Consider the following 19238-nt stretch of genomic DNA (forward strand, 5'->3'; position numbering starts at 1 on the left):
AAGATCTATTTTCCGCCGATTAGTTCCAGGGACTCAATACTCACTGTTGGGACAATGCATGACTTGACTACGGTTGAATCATTGGCGATGTCCCCAATTTTACGCAGTGCTTCAAACATATTACCAACAAGTAGCGCATGATTGATCCTCTGGATGATCTCCCCCTGCTTGATAACGGACGCGCATCTCACTTCCATTGCAAATGCGCCATTGATCGGATTAACTTCTGGAGCCGCGACCCGTTCGATCAGTATGCCATCATCGACCGAAGAAATGAGAGATTCTCTACTCTTATTCCCTGGCACTAGGACAAGGTTGATAGGACTGATCGACACAGGTGTCCTGTAAATGCCATGAGCGTCCGTGGGATTTCTCCTCATCCCGTTGCCTGAAGACTTGACGCCTTCTAGTGTTGCAGTATAAAAGTCATAAATGAATTGCTTGAGAATTCCTTTCTCGACAATCGTTTTTTTCGATGTTGGTGTACCTTCATCATCAAACGGTGCCGAGAGAATTCCTTTTCCGTCACTTGGATCGTCAACAATTGTGACCTGCGAGGACGCCACTGCGTCGTTAATCTTGTTTGCCCACGCGCTTCTTTTCCTGTGAACATTCTCACCATCAATCGCATGACCGACAGATGTTAGGAGCATTTCTGCGAAGTTGGCGGGGGTCAACACCGTTTCCCCAATAAATCGCCCTTTAAAAGGCACCGCCCGGGCAGACGCCTTAGCTCCTTCTTTGAGAGATTTTCCGATCGAAAAGGGATCAACGTCGCTCAAATGCGTTGAATAAAATTCTTCGATGCCTTCTCCAGGAGCTTTGTCATTTGCCTTGGCGGTAAATCTTAGATAAAGCATCGTACTCTTGTGAGAAGCGTCGACACCATTTGAGTTCACGATCCTCAGTTCGATTGTAGAGATCCTCAGTAAACCGAGGGGCACCTCGACCTTTCCCTTCTCAGTACAGCAACCCACAATGGAACTTGCGATCCCTGCTAGTTCTCTAGGAGTTGCCAATTCGATTTGTTCATCATAGACCTTTGGAGAAAAAACTGCCTGCCCTCCAGCAGAGAACTGTTCGAAATTTCTGTCCTCGGGAGAAACTGTCGCCAAATCACTAGCGAGGCGAACGCACCTCTCTGCATCTTTGATTCCATCACATGTTGATGCGGATTGGCCTATCCTCTTTCCCTTCGCAATTCTGACAGCTATCCCCCGATCGAACTTCTCCTCTACACTCTTGATCGATCCGTCGTCAACGTAGACACTCAGGATTTTTGCCTCTGTTCCGAATATTTCGAACTGATTTACTCCAATTTCCCCCCTTGCGGTTCTGCTCGCAATTTCGACAATCCTCTCGAGATTCAATTAACCGCCTCCAACGATAAGCCTGGATCTACAATAAGGCCCTCCGGATGAGACGGGGACAAAATCCTCCGTCCCTTTACCACACGTACCACCATCCAGCTGAACCTCTGTGCCAACGGCGTCCATCGTTTTGAGTATCTGTAAAGCATTTCCAGTCAATGTAAACGATCTCAGTAAGTCCCGGATTTCACCCTTCTCAATGAGATATCCGCGGAGTGTCTTTGCCTCGAAACCTCCTCCGACAGGATCTTCCATACCGCTGATCATTTTCTCCGCGAGCACACCATAATCGATGTCCTCGATCATTTCCTCAAGAGTCCAGTCCCCACCTTCGATATACGTATTCGTCATTCGGGCCCAGATTCGCTTGCTGAAATCTTGAGCACGACCGTTCCCAGTAGGTCTCGCACCCATTTGAGAAGCGGTTTCAAGATTGTGCATATACCCTCGATAAATCCCTCTATCAATAATCAGTGTCCTCGAGCTCGGCACGCCTTCATCGTCCACAGGTATTGATCCATAGGCGCCTTTGATCGTCCCATCATCCACCAAGGTGACAGCTTCGCTCGCAACTATTTCTCCGACGGCTTTTGTCAGGAAAGATCTCCTCTTGACGACCTCATCGGCTTCCGCTGCGTGACCGATCACTTCATGAGCGAGAAGGCCAGTTATCTGAGGATCAGAGATACATGTCAAATAACCAGATGGCGGCTTTTTCGCTTCGAGCATTCTAATGGCTTCCTCACCGCACTTTCTACCAATCGACTCGAGATCGCTACTTTTCGCGATTTCAAACCCTCCTGTTCCGTCCACGCTTTCGTAGTAGATCTCTTGTCGGCCAGCCTCAGAAGCAACTGAGTAAGCGATGAGACGGACTCTAACCTCCTCCCATTTGATCTGGGCGCCGAAAGAATTCATTAAAAAATTCGTTCTCACCTCGTCTCTATAATTCGCATTCGTATTGACGATGCGTTTATCGACTCGTTGAGACGATTCGAGCTCCTTTACCACCTTAATTTTTTCATCGATCGGTACATCGATAGGATGTATCCTGAGATCCGCTCTGATCTTCCTCTCGAGTGATGGCATTTCCATAATTTTTTGTCCAGCCGAACCACCTAATTTTGCATTCTTCACAGCATTAATACATGAAGCAATGGTGGAAGATCTGTCAAGGGCGACAGTAGAGGCGTACCCCCATGATCCTCCGATCCTCGCCCTGAAGCACAGTCCTCCAATCCTTTCCTCATTAAGTGCTCTAATCCCTCCGTCAACAATCCTGATCTGACACGAATGTATAGTTTGAAATCGGGTATCGCAAAACTCCGCACCTTCTCGTAACATGCGATCGACGGCTTCGCTCAGGATATCCTCCATTCAGATCACCATCAATTCTTTCGGAGCGGTCGTTAACAATTCGCATCCACTTGCCGTAACGAGCACATCATCTTCGATCCTGATCCCTCCAATGCCAGGAACATATATGCCTGGCTCGACCGTAAGGACCATGTTCTCTTCCAGAACGAAACCGTCCTCGGCCGCGATTCTACCCCCATCATGAACAGAGAGACCTATCGCATGGCCAATCGAGTGAATGAATCTTCCCTTGAATCGAGTCGCGTCTATGATATCTCTAGCACAGGCGTCGATGTCCTTTGCCCTAGCACCTGCACGCATCATCCTGATCGCAGCATCCTGGGCCTCAAGCACGATTGAGTACATTTCTTCAAGATCCGGATGCGGCTTACCAAAAAAGAAAGTGCGAGTGATGTCAGAGCAATAGCGCCGGTACTTTGCGCCAAAATCAAAGAGAGCGCATTCGCCTCTTGACAGTTTTTTATCCGTGGGTACATGATGAGGTTCAGCTGAATTTGCTCCAAAAGAGGCATTGGGATCGAACGACGGTGAAGTTGCCCCTTTCTTCTGCATCCGATATGCGATCTCAGCAGCGGCTTCGTATTCTGTTATTCCTTCTGTTAGAAAATGTGGGATCTCTTCTGCAACAACAGAAACGATCTTGCATGCTTTCCTAATCCTTTCAACCTCATTGCTATCTTTCACCAAACGGGCTTTCTCAATCGCTTTCCAAACATCGACTTCTTCAATCCCTGGCACGGCTTTCTTAATTTCGCGAAAGTTCCTCAACGTGATCGCTGCACCATTAATTCCCAGTCGTTTGACGCCTCGGAGAGAATCCTTCAACATCTGTTCCCTGTCAGCCCCCTTATTAAATACTCTCACGTTATCGAGAACTGATCTCGCACTGGTCTCTTCCAGCTTCGACGAAAAAAGATCCAAACCGCCATCTGGCCATAATATTACAAAGCAACCTTCAAAAAGTCCTGATTCAAGTCCTGTCACATAAAAAAATGACTGATCGATATTTGGTTCAGCATCATTGATGAGCAAAATCGCGTCGACTTCTTCGACAAGATTCGCAAAAACGCGCTTCACCCTTCCATTCATGGGACCACTCGGGGATGAGAAGTCACATAATCGCTTATAACTATTCCTACGAATTGACTTTTTCTGTGCAGTCTGGAGCGCCAGGAAAAAGTGTTTCACACACCGATCCAAACATTGCTGATAATTCGTTTTAGGGCTGCAATCGCGGAAAGCGCAGCAAGATAACTTGTTGATGGATTTTGTGGGAATGGTATGTTGCTTGTCGTTGAGGTAATCTCACCAAACGGGCCTCTGACAATCAAAGTGTGCGTGTTCCTATCCCCGTTGGGATCGCACACGATTTTCACTCTGGTTCTGTCAAATCCTATACCCAATAAGCTCACTGTCGCGGCGACATTCATATTCCTCGGAAAAATCTGAGCAGCCTCGCGTGCTGAGCCCTCAAAAACGACCGTCGGTTCCTTGATCTTGTCGATATCGATTCCTCTTTTTCTAAAGTATTCAATTGAGCGGAGACTCTTAGCTCCTTTTGTAGTTATCAGTGTCACTTCGTCGATTTGACCTGCAGAAGCTGATCGGAGACCGTCAGTGCCAGTTATCGCTCCTGAGGGGACAAAAATACGGCTTCCCTTTTCCTTCGAGAGTCTGAAACATCTTTCTCTAAATTCATCGTCTACAAGGGCACCCACGCTCATCATCATTACGTCAACACCTTTCTCAAGGAAAAAGGGGACAAAGTCCCTTGCTGCTTCCTGGCTTGCAGCTTCAACAACTAAATCGAGATCGTTGACAATAGCAGAAAGACTTTCGTTGCTATTGTCGACATATTTGACTTTATGTAATCTTTCAACCAAATGGGCGGCACAGACCTTACTCTTGTCTGTGATGTAGATTGTATCGACCTCAGACATCTCGTCAACGGCTTTTGCCAATGTAGTGCCGATCGATCCACACCCGATGATGAGGAGCCGCATGCGAGTCGCTACCTATACGCAGCTCCGATATAATTTTATTGCACAAACGAAACCGGCGAAGGAAAGACCTCCTGGAAATTCGGAGAAAATTATCGAATTCCAATTCTATTACAAAACGAGTCTCACGGCATATTATAACTCGATCAGTAAATGACCAATGCAGTAGAAAAAGGTCTAATTCAACATTGTAGCCGGGTTACCACGCCATTTCTACAATCGATATTCTTTGATCCTGTCAGCCATTTCCGATAGTCGTTTCTGCACTAGGTCGTTGATCGACCCCTTTTCGAAAGTTCCATCTGGCATTCTTTGACCAGCCTTGACACCCGTCAGGATTTCTATGCCCTCGTCAATTGTTTTGACTGGATAAATGTGGAACTTGCCTTCCTTTACGGCCTTGACAACTTCTTCCTTCAGCATGAGATTCTGAACATTGCTTTGAGGTATCACAACACCCTGCTTCCCAGTGAGACCTTTGAACCTGCACACTTCGAAGAATCCCTCAATTTTCTCATTGACGCCACCAATCGCTTGGACCTCTCCTTTCTGGTTGACTGATCCTGTGACAGCAAGGTACTGTTTAATCGGTTTTCCTGAAAGAGCTGAAAGAATAGCATAAAGCTCGGTGCTCGATGCACTGTCACCATCAACTCCACTGTAACTCTGTTCAAAAACAATCTTTGCGGTGAGACTTAGAGGTTTCTCACGTGCGTATCGATCATTGAGATAACCGCCCAGTATCATCACGCCTTTCGTGTGCGTTGGCCCGCCCATTTGCGCTTCTCTTTCAATATCAACAATGCCTTCACGACCGACACCAATGCTTGCTGTGATTTTGCTCGGTCTGCCAAATGTATAGTCCCCAACAGACATCACCGCAAGACCATTCACCTGTCCGACCCTTTCACCATCAGTGTCTATCAAGAGGAGACCTTTCATAATGGCCTCGCGTATCTTTTCCTGAATCATGTTTGAGCGATAGACCCTTTCCTCGAGGGCCTTATCAACATGTTCTTTGCCGATCAGTCTTGCATTGTCCTGGCGTGCATAGTAGTTCGCCTCTCGGATCACATCTGATATTTCAGAAAATCGAGTCGATAACTTGTTCTGATCCTCTGCTAGTCTCGAGCCGTATTCAACAATAGCCGCAAGTCCACTTGGATTGAGGTGTAGGAGGTGTTCCTTTTCGCAGAGAGTGCATATGAACGACGCATACTTTCTAGTATTCTCGTCATTTCTCTCCATGGTCGTATCGAAATCTGCCTTTACCTTGAAAAGTTCCCGGAAATCTTTGTCCAAAGAATAGAGCAAATCGTAGAATATCGGATTGCCTATGAGAATGACTTTTGTCCTAAAGGGGATCGGTCCTGGCCTAAGAGTTTTTGTGACCACATAGCCAAATTTCACAGCAGGCTCTTCGATTTCGAGAACTTCATTTGCCAATGATTGTTTAAGACTCTCCCAAATAAGAGGGTCCCTCAGGAGCTCCTCAACCGGTAACACGAGAAATCCGCCATTTGCCTTGTGCGCAGCGCCACCACGGATCATCGTAAAATCAGTTACAAGAGCGCCAAATTTGGCCTCTTTTTCCGTGACGCCGAACAAACGGCCATATGAAGGATTGAGCTCAATCACCACGGGTGCGCCTTGAAGATTTGAATTGTCGACAATGAGATTGACGGCGTAATTCTTCATAGGGTCTGCCGGTGGCGTGAGAAAAGGAATTTGAGCTTCTTTCTGCTGGCCCTGAAGAATAACGGGGAGATTTTCGATTATGTTCTCCTGCACTTCCTCCAAGAATTCAAGCACGTCCTTTGAGTCACCAAATTCCTCACGAAATGACGTAAGAAAGGGCTCCATAGCAAAATTCGCTACCTGCTTGTTTAAATCGCTAACAATCTCTTCTGCTCGTCTCTCCAAGTCTCTTAGAGACCTGAAGACGGCGAAAATCTTGTTCTGAACTACCTCCCTTTTTTTCTGTATTCTTTGCTGCATCGCAGGTGGCAGATGAAGGAATTCTTCATCGGTGATCGGCCTCCCATCGACAACTGGAATCAATATTAACCCAATCTGAGACTGTTGTATTACGAACCCGCCCTCTTCCGCGATTTTATTGACAGATTTGCTAAGCTCACTTCTCTCTTCCTCGATCGATCTAAGCAAGACTGTCCGCTTGTTAATATAATCATCACTCTCAAATGCTGATTTTAATGCAGTTGTGATTCCAGCAACGAATTTTTCCATTTCCTTCTTGAATTTGCTCCCCTTGCCTGGCGGGAGACCTATCGCTTTCGGTCTTGTTGGATCTTTAAAATTGTTGACGTAGCACCAATCATTCGGAACAGGTCTCGATCTCGCGACCTCTTTGACAAAATCAACGATTGCGGTGCGCCTACCCGTTCCAGGGATCCCAGAAACATAAATATTGAAGCCTTTGTTCTCGATATTGAGCCCGAATTGAAGCGCTTTAACTGCCCGTTCCTGACCAATAATCCCAACAAGAGGAGTGAGATCAGCCGAGGATTCACATTCAAAAAATATTTCTGGACAAACATTTCTGCATTGGTCAAAAGATAATTCACTTGGCATTGTCTCAAGTGTCCATCAATGATTTTTATTTATTATTGGAGGTGCTCATACTAAAGAATTGCTATGATCAAGCTAATAACGAAAAGCGTTGAAATTATACCATGATTCAACGATGTGAACAATAAGCATACGAAATGCCGCCAAATTTATTGCAAAATACCCTTTTTTTCGCAAAATTAACCCGAATATGTTGACAAGCTCCGAAGAAAGAGGGCAAGGTTTATTTAATATACCATGGTAAGGGGAAGGGAATGCAAACGGGCATGAAGATTCCAAGATGTATGAGCACTCAGCATCCCGACAACGTTAACGTCCCATTCTTCGCGGAGAGCGCGGAGTTGGGAGGGGAGGACGAAATCCAGGAAGCCTATTACGTTTTCTCACATCTTGGATGCGATGAGCAGATGTGGGATTGTGAGGGAAAAGAAGTCGATAATTTCGTCGTGAAGAAATTACTAACGAAATATGATCTTTACTTCAAGGATCACAGAATTGGAAAAGATGTTTTCATCACTCCGCGGGTGCCGAATCCGACTGTAGAAAAAGAAGAAGCAAAAATATTGCTGGAAACCCTAGAAAGCATACCCAGATCGTTCGACACGGCAAAACTTTTTTATGGCGATGACATCCCGCCGATTTTTGAAGTCATTTTGCCGATGACGGCATCTGCGAAATGCTTGGACAGGGTATATCGCTACTATAGGGATTTTGTTGTTGGAAAACAGGTAAAGGCATTCAAGAAAGGCGATATCACAATTGCTGAGTGGATTGGAAGGTTCGAACCCGAACGGATTAACGTTATTCCGCTCTTTGAGGAACTTGACCACATGCTGAATGCACACAAAATCACACGCGAATACCTCGAAGATAAGGAAATTCTTCACCAGAGGGTCTTCCTGGCGAGGTCAGACCCAGCAATGAACTATGGATTTATCAGTGCGGTGCTCATCAACAAAGTGGCTCTATTTAGACTGCAACGTCTTGAGGAGGAGAGCACTGTCCGACTCTATCCAATTATTGGTATCGGCTCCGTTCCTTTCAGGGGGGGATTCAGACCTGAAACAGTGGAGAGAGTAATGGACGAATATCCTTCCGTGCATACATTTACAGTACAATCATCGTTCAAATACGATAATCCACCTGAAAAGGTCAAAAACGCGATTGAAAAGATCAAAGAGAGGAAACCCAACAAGGCTCACGAAGTTGACGAAAAGAAATGCCTTGAAATCGTCGAGAAATACTCGAAAGAATATAGGAATCAGGTCACACAGCTAGCGATGTTGATCAACGAAATGGCAAAATTCGTACCGAGTAGGAGAAAAAGGAAGCTCCACATCGGACTTTTCGGTTATTCCCGCAGTATAGGGGGTGTGAAACTCCCGAGAGCGATCACATTTACCTCAGCACTATACTCGATAGGGCTACCTCCAGAAGTGCTCGGTCTTAACGCTCTTGACGACAGAGATCTAGAATTCATCCGCGAAGTCTTCGTTCATTTTGATGATAGTATGAGAGATGCTTTGCGCTATCTCAACCCTGATTCACTCGGTCTCGTGCACGCGGATTTGAAGAAGGCTATCGATAGACTTGATCTTGACTATGAAATTGATGAAACCCATCGAAAACTCACGCGTGAAATGGTGGATATCTTGAGACATCGATCGGGAAAAGATATGAGCGAGATTCTAGTACGCGCTGCCCATCTTCGCGGATTCCTTGGTTGAATGGCCACAGAATCAAGAGAACGAAACGATAGAAACGATGAAAGGTGGTCTCCTGCTCATGGATCTACACCTGATAGATATTATCGATTATTTTAGTTAAACCAAAGGGGAATTTTCAGTATTCATCAATTTTGACTGACCAATATAACTGGCAAAGGAATTCAACACGCACATTCTCCAACATCCCGATGACCGAGACGTCATGATGAACGCGCAAGATCGAGATCCTAAATGAAATCATTGAAACAGTCCTTCGTTCTTAACCGGGCCAGTGCTTGCTATAGGAGTGATTCTTGTTGAGGATAAAGTCCAATTTCTTGGCTTACCCCCCCCTGATTACCAACCTTTGGATTATAAAAATAAGAGATCAATATGGAACAATAGGGTGATCGGTATCTCTGGCAAGCCCTCAAGTAGGTCCTAGTCCTGTAGGTGCGAGTCTTTATTATTATAAGAACAAGTTTTCCCAGGGTCGAGTAGTTCAAAACCAGTATTCTGATCCTTCTTCCTGATCGCGTCCGCTTCTTTCAACTCGATCAAAATGACCTCGATCACTTTCCATGTCTCAACACCCTTTCTTAGGCAACCAACAACTGCGTCATTATTTCTCCCCAGGGCACCATGTATGTGCGATATTGGATAACCGCTTTCATTAAGAAAGATGGTTCCAATGCCGAGCACTTCATGCACATTTGAAAAGGGTAACAACATCGGGACGATTGACTGGGTATCGGAATCAGAGGGGCCCACTACAATATTCCCGCGTTGCGCCCCTCCGACGAGGATGATAAATGCAGAAGAAATGCCGTGTTCCATAGCAAATTTTTCCAATGACTTGTGAACGATCTCGCCGTCTTCGAGTCGGATAACGAAGATACGCCCCTGCTTCGCTTCGCAATATTTCATAAAATTCAACCCCATACCCGATCCAATAATAGCCGAATTGAGAGCTAAAACATATGCATTCCTAAATGAACATTTGGGAAGATTCGTGAAACAGAGTAGTATATTGTATTGTAGACTTATCATAAAAAACTGAAGACTTTCTGTGTTGTCTTTTCAATAAAGCACGCAAAATAATTAAAAAAAGAGAGGGTTATTTCAGTTCTCAGTCACCGAGGTCCTCCTCGCCGCCACCCTCTTTTCCTTTACCAGCTGTACCTGATTTGGTCTCACCCTTCGCAGCGATGACGTCATCGATCCTCAGGATCATGACCGCGGCATCGGTCGCAGAGTTGATCGCTTGTCTCCCAACACGCAAGGGTTCGATGACGTTTTCCTTGAGCATGTCAGTTATTTTGCCTGTGAAGACATTGACACCCGCGTGCTTCTCGCCACTCTTGTGAGCTTTTCTAAGCTCGATCAGTATGTCGATGGGATCCAGGCCGGCGTTTTCAGCGAGTGCGGTCGGGATGACCTCGAGCGCTGCCGCGAACGCATCGATCGCAATCTGCTCTCTACCGCTCACGGTGGCCGCGTATTCCCTCAGTTTCATTGCGAGCTCGACGGCTGTAGACCCGCCGCCAGTGATCATCTTGCCGTCTTCAATCGCAACCGCGACGACATTCAGCGCGTCATCGAGTGACCGCTCCATCTCATCGACGACGTGCTCGGTCCCACCGCGAATGAGAATCGAGACAGCCTTCGGGTTCTTGCAGCCCGTGACGAAGGTCATCTCGTCCTCCTGGATCTTTCTGACTTCTACGAGATCAGCGGTACCGAGATCGGAGGGTTCTAGCTCACTGAACTTGTTAACAATGTTCGCGCCAGTCGCTTTCGCCAACTTTTCCATGTCCGACTCTTTCACCCTTCGGACCGCGAAGATCTTCTCCTTTGCAAGGAAGTGCTGAGCCAGGTCATCAATCCCTTTCTGACAGAACAGCACGTTTGCACCGGCTTTCTTGACGTATTCGACCATCTTCTTTAGCATGTTTTCTTCTTCGGCAAGGAATGCCTGCATCTGAGAAGGATCACTGATCTGAATCTTTGCCTCGACCTCTGTCTTTTTGATCTCCATCGCTCCGTTGACGAGCGCGATCTTTGCCTTTTCGATCTTTCTTGGCATAGCAGGATGTACAGGCTCCTTGTCGACGATTATTCCCTTGATAATCTCTGTGTCCTCCATCGAACCGCCCTGTTTCTTAACGATCTGAACATTGTCCTTCAAATCGACAATCCACTTGCCGTCGCGCCGCTCTGCGACCGTTGCAACTGCCTCGACTGCGAGATTTGCAAGGTGTTCTCTCGAGGCCGAAACGGCTTTACTGATCATCGCGGTCATTGCGATCTTCTTCAAAGTATCCTTATCATCAGGCCTCACTGGGATGGCAAGTGAATCGAGAATCTCCGTGGCTTTCTGTGCGGCCATCCTGTAACCCTGCGCAATGATCGTCGGATGGACATCAGCATCGATCAGGTCCAAGGCTTTCTTCAGAAGCTCACCGGCAAGAACCGCAGCCGTTGTCGTGCCATCGCCACACTCCTCGTCCTGGGCCTTCGAGACTTCAACTAGCATTTTTGCAGCTGGGTGCTGGACGTCCATCTCCTTGAGAATTGTCACACCATCATTTGTAATGACGACGTCCCCCATGCTGTCAACCAGCATCTTGTCCATTCCTCTCGGACCCAGGGAACTTCTCACAGCATCCGCAACGGCCCTTGCGGCCATAATGTTATTGTACTGAGCATCACGACCTCTTTCTCTCTTGGTACCCTCTTTCAATATAAGTATCGGTGTTCCAGCCATTCCCATTAAACCCACCTCCTTAGGGAATTGCTTTCGAAAGATGCCCGAATGTCGTTACCCCTTATGTGTTTGTTCTTCTATATAAAAATTTCGTTTAATGGCCCATCTGTCGTTGTACTTGAGCCAGCAGATTTAATTCTGGCGCCGATAAATGGTTTTCCATTCAGCATAGGCGTCGTCGAAAGTACGGCTCTTAATCAATAAATCGAGGAATTCAAGATGTTCCTTGATTCTCATTGAAATCGCATCATCTGGCATCTCACGTCCCTGCTTCATATGCCATCTCATTTCCGATCTAAGAACATCAAGGGGGAGCACTGGCGAGTCGACAATAACCCTTTTCACCTCTATCCCCTCGGACCTCAGCATCTCTTCGAGGTCCCCAGAAGAATCGACACAAACCGAATGACCGGTTAATTCAGACTTCAATCTCCTTGCATCTGACTCCGACTCCTTTCGAGCCAGGTCTATTTCCTCGCACAACAGCTCCTTCCATTTAGAGATCTCGATTCTTCCAGATCTTGCGCGGAGTGCCAATATCACGTACTCCATTGCAATCTGTCTTTCAGAATCGAAGGAAGCGATGTCCCTGTAACACCTAACTTTTCTTTCGGGAGGAGCATGAGAGATCCCTTTAATCAAAGGTTCCCAGGACGCCACGATCTGTCTATCCTCCGGCAAATGGATAATACCTGAGCTCTCCATCTCCTCGATGACATACTGGAATTCAAATCCCTCCCTTAGCGCTGCAATCGCATCTTCCCACGCTCGAGGGAGCGGTAAAAAAATCGATTTCCAATCAATACTTTCCAGCACGTCAAGAACCTTTCTTCTCGACCATGTCGTCTGGACAGACGAAATAAGGGTAATATCCTTCTTCTTCACATCTTCCCTATCCTTTGCGATTTCGGCAGGCGTCATCCATTCATCTCCACTTACATTATAATCTTAATTTAACACTACAAAATTTTTTCGTGGTCACAAAAAATTCAGAAGATTTGAAATATATATGATCCAAGAAAATGGGTTAAACGAAAAGGGTAGACTCCTATCTGCTTGCGGATCCCCAGTAAGATCTTCTGCTCTAGACCTCCAAATGGAGAAGGTGTTTGATTACATATCCAAGAACGAAGGAAATTAGTGCGATACCAAGACTCACTAGAAGCATCTGCCCAAAGCGCCTACCGAGCTTCAAATCCTTAGCGACACAGAGGTGGTAGTTGAAAATAAAGATGAGGATAACAGCATTGACAATAATGATCGCAAGCGCACTGATCGGCGGGATTCCTATCAGAAGTGGCCATATCAATATGAGTATCGTGAGCATGTATGCGACAACGGTATACGCAGCGGAACCGATAGGCGTCTGATGCCCTTTCTCCCAAATCGCCGCCAGGTATTCAGAACTGGCCAGGCTCAATGAGCTGACGGAACCTGTGATCAGTGCTACGATGCCGATTATAAGACTTTCATTGAAAACGAAAGAGAGACCCGCTACTTCACCAGTTATTTCAACGATGCCATCATTCATTCCCCGCACAATGGATCCAGTATAATGAAGTCTCTTCTCGTCGATCAGACCAATCAATTCTTCCTCATGGGACACCTCGTCTTCAACGAGCCGTTCGACTCCAGAGTAGTCCTTAGTAAGAGTACCATATACTTTCTGGGCTCGAGCCTCGTGCTGTTCCATCAACTTGATCGCGAAAATGATGCCAAACAACCTTGAAAGCAAAAGATAAAAGAGAATTCTTATTCTATCCGGCTTAACATCACGTCCAGACTTCTTTTTCCAGAACTCATAGTGAGCCAATTCATCATTAGAAATCTTGCGTAAAATTTCCTTATTTTCTTTTCCTCTGATAATATTAGCCAAACGAGCGTAGAACCGAGATAGCGTAATTTCATTCTTTTGATATGCAAGAATCTCTTTCAAATCGCCATTGGCACTCATCACAACCTCATATTTGGATGCCGACATATTTTAGTATTGGCAACAAATTCCGCTGATTCGTTGCGATTTCAAGAATATTCATTCAACACGATTTCCTAATCAATCAAGAGACGGCTATCAAGAATTCTTTTTCATTTTGACCTGATCTTCGGTATGCTGGATGCTAAATATTCACACGAGTGAGAACAATTGGGACGCAGTCTGATACTTGTGATACCACCAATAGCATGGCGTCTTAAGTGATATACTTCCTTTTTCGGGCTCCTGTTTCCTAAAAGTGAACGAGAGAGCGTGAGAAATAAAAGATTAGGAAGTCTACCATCAGAATTGGGTGTCCAATTGTCACAAATAAAGCATTGCTTCAGATATCCGTTTTCCGGAAAACCAGTATCCTTTCATCTCGAGACGATACACATTCGAGGGATCGATGATGAGATGACCCGTTATCTCAGGATTATTGTTAAGTAGGTAGAAACCAGGCTCAGGCATTTTTTCGTTCTTATACATTCTCGATAGATGTTTTGATGCTGACGGATTCTTGATTCGACTCACTTTTACAACAATCTCAAGCCATTTCTCTAGTCCCTGCTTAGATTTTAGGAGGGAGAGCTCATTGAAAATAAAATCCTTATCCTCCTTTGTCAACCGCGTGTTCGTATTTGGATGCGAGTGGAAACCGCCGACGATCGCAAATCCAACTGCGCTCACAGTGCTGTGGAGCCTGTTCCTTGCTGCGAGGTTTCCATAAGTTACCGAAGTCCTCGCGCGCTCTGCAGTTTGAATTGGATAAGCGAGATCAATCGCCACGCACGACCTGAATTTATTGACGATGAATCTCTTATCCTCATGTCCCAATAGCAAACCCATTGACTCAGTTCCAGGAATCTCGACGACTGACATCAAAAGTGAAGAGAACGCATTGGCCTCAAGCACGGCGGGAAGCTGAATCCTATATGTCATATTACCCACCCGCATCAGAATAATCTGCAACCTCACAATCAGCCGAACCTGTTCAAATATTTTTATGATATCAAATCTCAAACAATAAACACAGTACTGAGTTGTCTCTGACCCTATGAGGAAATCCTTCCGTTTGAGATTAATAGACTCCAAATCCTCGCACATGGCTGGGAAGTTTTATCTCAGTTGAAGTTGCCAGTTCATATCCCAAGCAATGCGTCAAAATTATTTTTAATACAGCACCCATTATTGATCATACACATGAGATACACGGTTATCGGCCATACAGCAGATACGATGATAAAGGCATTTGGCTCAAATATCGAGGAGTGCTTCGCGAACGCAGCCTACGGAATGTTCGACCAGATAGTTGATGCTGAAAAGATTGAGCCGAAAATTCAATACACGTTCAGCGTCGATGGCGAAGACAAAGAATCGCTTCTCTATAATTTCTTATCAGAATTGCTCTACCTTTTTGACGCAAAGAGGTTACTGTTCTCAAAATTCGATATTTCGATCGAAGGGAACGTCCTAAGATGTACGGCATGGGGGGAGGCATTTGACCCGAAGAAACATTCACCAAAAAAGGAGATTAAAGCCGTCACTTATCACATGCTGAAGGTCGATGAAGTTGAGCACTCAGCCACAGTATTATTTGACATATAACTAAAAGAAGGGGCCTCTTGAAACGCAAATTCTGAATTTCTCGACTCTATACATTGTAAGAAGTTAATGGCTCAATAAATGACTGGAGAAACGATATAGTATGGAAAAAACGAAAAGAGGAGCTGGAGCTGACAAGATATACCCTTGCCTCGAGGTATGAAGAAGTCTTTGAGATGACCTTTTCCTATCTTCCAGAAAAGAAACGAAGTGGATGATTTCGATGCAACAAATTCGGTTCCTGAGGCAAGCATTCGAGATTAAGTGCAGGATCACAAGCGCTTTGAAATTGCGATGAAAGTGAGTCGAGTTGCCTCCCTAACAAACTCTGTACATCTGCGTTTGTGCTGACTTGTAATGAAATCACTGAAATTGAGCTCGCGGCATTGAGTTCCGCCGAAACGCTTCGAAAATTCATCGTGAAGCTCTCTCGCAGCCATATAACTCCTGAACTTGTCATCGAAATGTTCAGTTCTCCCTAGTATTGCACCAATCGCAATGACACCACCAGACAACGCTCCGCAAACATTTTCTGCACGACCCATGCCTCCTCCGAGGGGGGTTGCCATCATTTTTGCAATGGGCGGAAGATCGATTCCAAATCCGAAACAAACTCCTCTCAACACAGACTCAGCGCAATTAAATCCCTTTGACCAACAGTCCATCGCATGATTCACGCTTGCGTTTTCATCCAGCAATAAGATCACCAATCCGGTTGGCCTAGAAAATACTTCTTCATATATCCATTTGATGCCGTTTCATTGATTTTCATCATGTAGTCGATTCCTATTTGGTGCAGTTTGAGGACGGTGGATTTCTGCCACGTGAACTTCCTTCTATGAGAAAATCAACCACCAAGTATCAAATCTTCCCAGACGGTATATTGTACTGTTTAAATGAGACGGCGCTTGAAGACAATTTTCAATTTGAATTCCAAAAAGACAACTACAGCACTATTAACTTAAACCTCAATTCATATTTCCTTTGTAGGTCATTCACGCATGGTAATCCGAGGCGGAAATGCTAGATAACGCAAAACTCTCAGAACATGGGGATTGACATGACTTAATACTCATCATACCGCTGGGCTTGAACTCGCGCTAGGGGGAGAGCGGGACAATGCAATCGGAAAGTTTTGCTTTAGAAAAGGGATGCACATATATCATCAAGGAGAAGGTGCCGAATAAAGCGTACAGCATCTTCTCTGACGCAATCAATCGAGGAGCGCGTGGACTAATCGTCACTAGATCCTATCCTCCAAAGCTTAAGAAAAAATATGAAATTCGCAACTCAATGATTTACTGGCTTACAAATGTCGGAATGGATAATGCAATTAGACCGAAAGATCTTGAAGAACTGAGCTTCAAGCTCGAGAAATTCATATCGACGAATGAGAGCGCTCTCGTTATCATAGATGGCCTCGAATATATGATTACAAACAATGATTTCACAACAGTTCTCAAATTCGTCCAATCGCTGAGGGATCAGGTCGCCATAAAAAACGCAGTTCTACTCATCTCCTTTAATCCGTTAACGGTTGAGCCACATAACCTCAAACTCCTCGAGGAAGAGGCGGATTATGTCATCTAAATCCTCAGTCTAAAAATACATGTGGACTTAGAATTTGAAAAGAAAATAATGAGACTTTTTGGACATCTAGAGGTCCCTTAAGTATATCTCAATTCATTTGTGACCGACATGAGAATTCCTTCTTAAGCGTGAAAGATTTTTGTGAGGATTCTCAATCAATGCCCAATATTATTCTATGTAGAATGTCGATAGTGATGCCGAGCGTTCTCCCTGCGTCTTTCAGATGATGATAAATTTCTCGCTTTTTCAGAATCGTAATCGGATCGTTTAAGGCAAAGATGTGCCTCATCGATTCAATGTATATCGATTCAATCTCACGTTCTCTTTTTCTTATTTCCTGTATCATCGATTCGGATGCTTTCTTGTCGAACTTCATACTATCGATCGCAGCTGAAAGGATTGTTGTACCCTCGCAGAGAGCCCCTGCCATCTTCATAATCGGTTCATCAACCTTCACACCAAATGCCTTCATTTCCAGGGCTGTCGATAGAGAATAATTTAGTATGTAATCCATCTGTCTGGAAATACTATATATATCCTGTCTATCGAATGGTGTCACAAAGGCCTCAAGCAGCTTGCTTTCCATAGCATACCTCATCTGATCGGCCTCCTCTTCTATGGCTATAAGCGCTTGAGGTTCACGGAGATCGTTTGTTTTAAGCCATTCGAGGAGCGCTTTGACACCCCTTGCTGTTATTTTCGCTTGATCTTGGAGCATTCCATAAAAGTCGTATCGAGGTGGAAAGATGATGTCAATAAGGCGGGTAGTTCTCGCTTTCTTCCTCTCGCCAACCTTGTTCCTATCAGAGCGATCGATTGATTTCATGACAGATTCCCCATTTCTGCGCTAATTCGAATCGTTTTCCAGTCTCAAGTATCAGCGTCACTATTTCAAAATGATTGAAAGGATATAATAAAGGAATCCTGAGATGAACATTGTGAAGGGCAATGTTATCATCCATGAAACGAAGATTTCCTTCCCAAGGGTCCAGTCGATCATTTTCACATTTTCAGCAGCTCCGATGCCGATGATACTTGATGAGACGACGTGTGTCGAGGATACGGGAGCTCCCGCGGCCGTCGAAAAAAGGACGGAGGCTGTTGACACCACTTGGGCATTGAGACTATGAATCGGTTGCAGACGGTAGAGTTTTCCGGCAAGCGTCCTCATGACCTTCCAACCGCCCAGCAGTGTACCGAGGGCCATCGCAGCAGCGCATGAGATTCTCACAACAAGTGGCAAATCAAAGGCCGTTGCGGTTCCACTCGCCACTAGCACGATCATGATGACAGCGATCTGCTTCTGGGTATCATTCGCACCATGACTGAATGATAATAGGCCGGCCGTGACAATCTGAATCTTATTAATGGGCTTGTTGATAACACGCCTCGCATTTCGCAAAAAGATCTTTGAAGACTTCGTGAGAAGATATCCGCCGATGAGACCGATAAACACGGAAATGGCCATCAAGACAATAATTTTGAGAAGACCAACAACCTCGGGTTGAGGGGCAAGGACTGTACTCACCCCCCAGTTCACGCTATTTAAGCCTTCGGCAACGACCGCCGCACCAACAAGTCCTCCGATTAAGGCGTGGGTCGACGAAGAGGGAAGCCCGTATCGAGAGGTTATAAGATTCCATATGAGAGCGCTCAATACTGCAGTAAACGATGAAAGAATGATTGCTTCTGTCGATCTGATGAAAATGAGAGATTGAATCGTGTATGCGACTGCGCTACCACCGAGGAGCGCACCAAGAAAATTAGCGATTGATGCGATAATGACCGCTTTAAGTGGAGTGGCAGCCCTGCACCCAATCAGCGTTGCGACAGCTGAGCTCACGTCATTGACGCCGTTAGAAAATGCGAAAACGATTGCCGCGATGATGGTAAACGCGATGATCGCTTCAAATGTTAAGGGATCCACAATAAGCTAAGATACAGAATCAATTATTTCATTGTGAGTCAGTAGATCTTGAATTTTCATATGAACGTGTGGCTAGATAAATTTTCGCAACCCGATTGGACATTAAACCCCATACGACTCAACGCGGACAACTCTTGATCGCCGATTTTGGATGCGCAAAAATCTTGGCTTGTGGTTCAACAGAGAGATGACTTGAGGTCGCCAGAAGAGAGACATTAGCGCCATGATCTAAACATGGCAATTCGAGAACTTACGCGAATCTTTGTTTAATGCAAGAGGAAGAATTACGGCCTCACTCCCTCCACGGGCGAAAAATACGACTCAATCAATCAGTT

The 19238-nt window shown here is 45.4% G+C and carries 17 protein-coding genes; 3 read left to right on the forward strand and 14 right to left on the reverse strand.

Annotated elements, in window-relative coordinates; translation table 11 throughout:
* Nucleotides 1-5 precede the first annotated feature (5 nt).
* The 5 genes from QHH00_01840 to QHH00_01860 form a co-directional block, all read right to left on the reverse strand.
* The gene (locus QHH00_01840) at nt 6-1370 is read right to left on the reverse strand and encodes a TldD/PmbA family protein (protein MDH7508124.1); all 1365 of its coding nucleotides are present in this window, start codon (nt 1368-1370) and stop codon (nt 6-8) included.
* A complete protein-coding gene (locus tag QHH00_01845) occupies nt 1371-2747 on the reverse strand; it encodes a TldD/PmbA family protein (GenBank protein ID MDH7508125.1) in 1377 nt (458 codons plus the stop codon).
* The gene (locus QHH00_01850) at nt 2748-3836 is read right to left on the reverse strand and encodes a Xaa-Pro peptidase family protein (protein ID MDH7508126.1); all 1089 of its coding nucleotides are present in this window, start codon (nt 3834-3836) and stop codon (nt 2748-2750) included.
* Nucleotides 3837-3931: 95 nt separating this feature from the next.
* Nucleotides 3932-4750, reverse strand: a complete 819-nt coding sequence (locus QHH00_01855) for an aspartate dehydrogenase (protein ID MDH7508127.1) — start codon at nt 4748-4750, stop codon at nt 3932-3934.
* A gap of 210 nt (nt 4751-4960) precedes the next feature.
* Nucleotides 4961-7339 (reverse strand): ATP-binding protein, encoded by a 2379-nt coding sequence (locus QHH00_01860; GenBank protein ID MDH7508128.1) that lies wholly within the window; start codon nt 7337-7339, stop codon nt 4961-4963.
* 251 nt (nt 7340-7590) lie between these two features.
* Here QHH00_01860 and ppcA point away from each other — a divergent pair, with 251 nt between their 5' ends.
* Nucleotides 7591-9063 carry a phosphoenolpyruvate carboxylase gene (ppcA, locus tag QHH00_01865; GenBank protein ID MDH7508129.1) on the forward strand — a complete coding sequence of 491 codons (1473 nt, stop codon included), beginning with the start codon at nt 7591-7593 and terminating at the stop codon, nt 9061-9063.
* Between the two features lie 115 nt (nt 9064-9178).
* Here ppcA and QHH00_01870 read toward each other — a convergent pair whose 3' ends face one another.
* From QHH00_01870 to QHH00_01895, 6 genes are all read right to left on the reverse strand, one after another.
* Entirely contained in the window at nt 9179-9304 is a 126-nt protein-coding gene (locus QHH00_01870) for a hypothetical protein (GenBank protein MDH7508130.1), read from the reverse strand.
* A 179-nt stretch (nt 9305-9483) separates the two neighbouring features.
* Nucleotides 9484-9969: a DNA-binding protein gene (locus tag QHH00_01875; GenBank protein MDH7508131.1), complete on the reverse strand. Its 486-nt coding sequence runs from the start codon at nt 9967-9969 to the stop codon at nt 9484-9486.
* Between the two features lie 202 nt (nt 9970-10171).
* Nucleotides 10172-11809, reverse strand: a complete 1638-nt coding sequence (gene thsB, locus QHH00_01880) for a thermosome subunit beta (GenBank protein MDH7508132.1) — start codon at nt 11807-11809, stop codon at nt 10172-10174.
* Between the two features lie 132 nt (nt 11810-11941).
* Complete coding sequence (locus QHH00_01885; protein ID MDH7508133.1) at nt 11942-12730, reverse strand: hypothetical protein; 789 nt, start codon at nt 12728-12730, stop codon at nt 11942-11944.
* 163 nt (nt 12731-12893) lie between these two features.
* Entirely contained in the window at nt 12894-13685 is a 792-nt protein-coding gene (locus QHH00_01890; GenBank protein MDH7508134.1) for a VIT1/CCC1 family protein, read from the reverse strand.
* 420 nt (nt 13686-14105) lie between these two features.
* On the reverse strand, nt 14106-14723 hold the full coding sequence (locus tag QHH00_01895) for a hypothetical protein (GenBank protein ID MDH7508135.1): 618 nt from the start codon (nt 14721-14723) through the stop codon (nt 14106-14108).
* 261 nt (nt 14724-14984) lie between these two features.
* Between QHH00_01895 and QHH00_01900 the strand changes: the two genes are divergently transcribed.
* A complete protein-coding gene (locus tag QHH00_01900) occupies nt 14985-15389 on the forward strand; it encodes an archease (protein MDH7508136.1) in 405 nt (134 codons plus the stop codon).
* A gap of 269 nt (nt 15390-15658) precedes the next feature.
* Here QHH00_01900 and QHH00_01905 read toward each other — a convergent pair whose 3' ends face one another.
* Nucleotides 15659-16084 (reverse strand): C-GCAxxG-C-C family protein, encoded by a 426-nt coding sequence (locus QHH00_01905; protein ID MDH7508137.1) that lies wholly within the window; start codon nt 16082-16084, stop codon nt 15659-15661.
* Nucleotides 16085-16505: 421 nt separating this feature from the next.
* Here QHH00_01905 and QHH00_01910 point away from each other — a divergent pair, with 421 nt between their 5' ends.
* Entirely contained in the window at nt 16506-16976 is a 471-nt protein-coding gene (locus QHH00_01910) for a DUF835 domain-containing protein (GenBank protein MDH7508138.1), read from the forward strand.
* A gap of 151 nt (nt 16977-17127) precedes the next feature.
* Here the strand turns inward: QHH00_01910 and QHH00_01915 are convergent, their stop codons facing one another.
* Together QHH00_01915 and QHH00_01920 are read right to left on the reverse strand one after the other, a co-directional pair.
* Nucleotides 17128-17802, reverse strand: a complete 675-nt coding sequence (locus QHH00_01915) for a DUF47 family protein (protein MDH7508139.1) — start codon at nt 17800-17802, stop codon at nt 17128-17130.
* 60 nt (nt 17803-17862) lie between these two features.
* Nucleotides 17863-18903 (reverse strand): inorganic phosphate transporter, encoded by a 1041-nt coding sequence (locus tag QHH00_01920; GenBank protein ID MDH7508140.1) that lies wholly within the window; start codon nt 18901-18903, stop codon nt 17863-17865.
* Between the last annotated feature and the right edge of the window lie 335 nt (nt 18904-19238).

Source organism: Methanomassiliicoccales archaeon (genome assembly GCA_029907465.1).
Classification (GTDB): domain Archaea; phylum Thermoplasmatota; class Thermoplasmata; order Methanomassiliicoccales; family JACIVX01; genus JACIVX01.

Coding starts and splice junctions, on each gene's coding strand:
- QHH00_01870 (MDH7508130.1), bottom strand. CDS start 9,304: ATGATTTCATTTAGGATCTCGATCTTGCGCGTTCATCATGACGTCTCG.
- QHH00_01895 (MDH7508135.1), bottom strand. CDS start 14,723: ATGACATATAGGATTCAGCTTCCCGCCGTGCTTGAGGCCAATGCGTTC.
- QHH00_01860 (MDH7508128.1), bottom strand. CDS start 7,339: ATGCCAAGTGAATTATCTTTTGACCAATGCAGAAATGTTTGTCCAGAA.
- QHH00_01855 (MDH7508127.1), bottom strand. CDS start 4,750: ATGCGGCTCCTCATCATCGGGTGTGGATCGATCGGCACTACATTGGCA.
- QHH00_01915 (MDH7508139.1), bottom strand. CDS start 17,802: ATGAAATCAATCGATCGCTCTGATAGGAACAAGGTTGGCGAGAGGAAG.
- QHH00_01910 (MDH7508138.1), top strand. CDS start 16,506: ATGCAATCGGAAAGTTTTGCTTTAGAAAAGGGATGCACATATATCATC.
- ppcA (MDH7508129.1), top strand. CDS start 7,591: ATGCAAACGGGCATGAAGATTCCAAGATGTATGAGCACTCAGCATCCC.
- QHH00_01850 (MDH7508126.1), bottom strand. CDS start 3,836: ATGAATGGAAGGGTGAAGCGCGTTTTTGCGAATCTTGTCGAAGAAGTC.
- QHH00_01885 (MDH7508133.1), bottom strand. CDS start 12,730: ATGACGCCTGCCGAAATCGCAAAGGATAGGGAAGATGTGAAGAAGAAG.
- QHH00_01845 (MDH7508125.1), bottom strand. CDS start 2,747: ATGGAGGATATCCTGAGCGAAGCCGTCGATCGCATGTTACGAGAAGGT.
- thsB (MDH7508132.1), bottom strand. CDS start 11,809: ATGGCTGGAACACCGATACTTATATTGAAAGAGGGTACCAAGAGAGAA.
- QHH00_01900 (MDH7508136.1), top strand. CDS start 14,985: ATGAGATACACGGTTATCGGCCATACAGCAGATACGATGATAAAGGCA.
- QHH00_01875 (MDH7508131.1), bottom strand. CDS start 9,969: ATGAAATATTGCGAAGCGAAGCAGGGGCGTATCTTCGTTATCCGACTC.